Origin of the sequence: Streptomyces sp. NRRL S-495 (assembly GCF_000966955.1) — a bacterium.
Taxonomy (GTDB): Bacteria; Actinomycetota; Actinomycetes; order Streptomycetales; family Streptomycetaceae; genus Kitasatospora; species Kitasatospora purpeofusca.
This window is the reverse complement of the sequence record NZ_JZWY01000612.1, coordinates 1-902: the sequence shown is the minus strand read 5'-3', so window position 1 is coordinate 902 and position 902 is coordinate 1. Positions and strand designations below refer to the sequence as shown.

The 902-nt window shown below is 74.8% G+C and carries 1 protein-coding gene; it reads left to right on the top strand.

Annotation, left to right across the window (positions count from 1 at the left end; genetic code table 11):
- Window positions 1–421 precede the first annotated feature (421 nt).
- Window positions 422–902 (top strand): FAD-dependent oxidoreductase (locus tag VR45_RS28865; protein ID WP_045942795.1); only part of this gene is annotated, 481 nt, incomplete at its 3' end.

The window sequence follows — 902 nt, the reverse complement described above, 5'->3', positions numbered from 1 at the left end:
ACTCCTCGACCGGGAACTGGCGCGGATCGGCGACCGAGCGGAAGGCGACCAGTTCGGCCAGGTCGGTGCGGGCGCGGTCCATCAGGGACCGGACGGCGTCGGCCAGGGGCTGCTGCGGCATCGGGTGTGCTCCGGGTAGGGGTGGTCCGTCCGGGGGGTGCTTCGGGCGAACGGCGTTGACGGGGGGTAACGCCGATCATAGGCGGACACGAACGGACGGCCCCGGGGGGAGCGGTGCCCGGCACCGTCCGCGCGGCCGGGGCGGGCCGGTACTGCCACGATTCGTTCGCGCGTTCGGTGCGGTGCGGCCGACGTCAGTGGGGACGGCCGCATAGGATTGTTGCCCGTGACTGACTCCGGAAGCCCCGATTCTCGTAGCCCGCTCGACGCCGAGGCCGCCGGGCCGGACCGGCCGGACCCGTTGGACGGCGTCTGGGACGTCGTCGTGGTCGGTGCCGGACCGGCCGGCTCCTCCGCCGCGCACGCCGCCGCCGCCCAGGGCCGGCGCGTGCTGCTGCTCGACAAGGCCGAACACCCCCGGTACAAGACCTGCGGCGGCGGCATCATCGGCCCGTCCCGGGACAGCCTGCCGCCGGACTTCAAGCTGCCGCTCCAGGACCGGGTGCACGCCGTCACCTTCGCCTACGGCGGCCGGTTCACCCGGACCCGGCGTTCCAAGCAGATGCTGTTCGGCCTGGTCAACCGGGACGAGTTCGACCTGCGCCTGGTGCAGGCCGCCAAGCAGGCCGGCGCGGTGCTGGTCACCGGAGTGACCGTCACCGGGGTCGAGCAGCGCGGCGGCGAGCACCGGACCGCGCTGGTGACGGCCGCCGACGGGCGCAGCTTCGAGGCCCGCGCGGTGGTCGGCGCGGACGGCAGCGCGAGCCGGATCGGCCGGCACG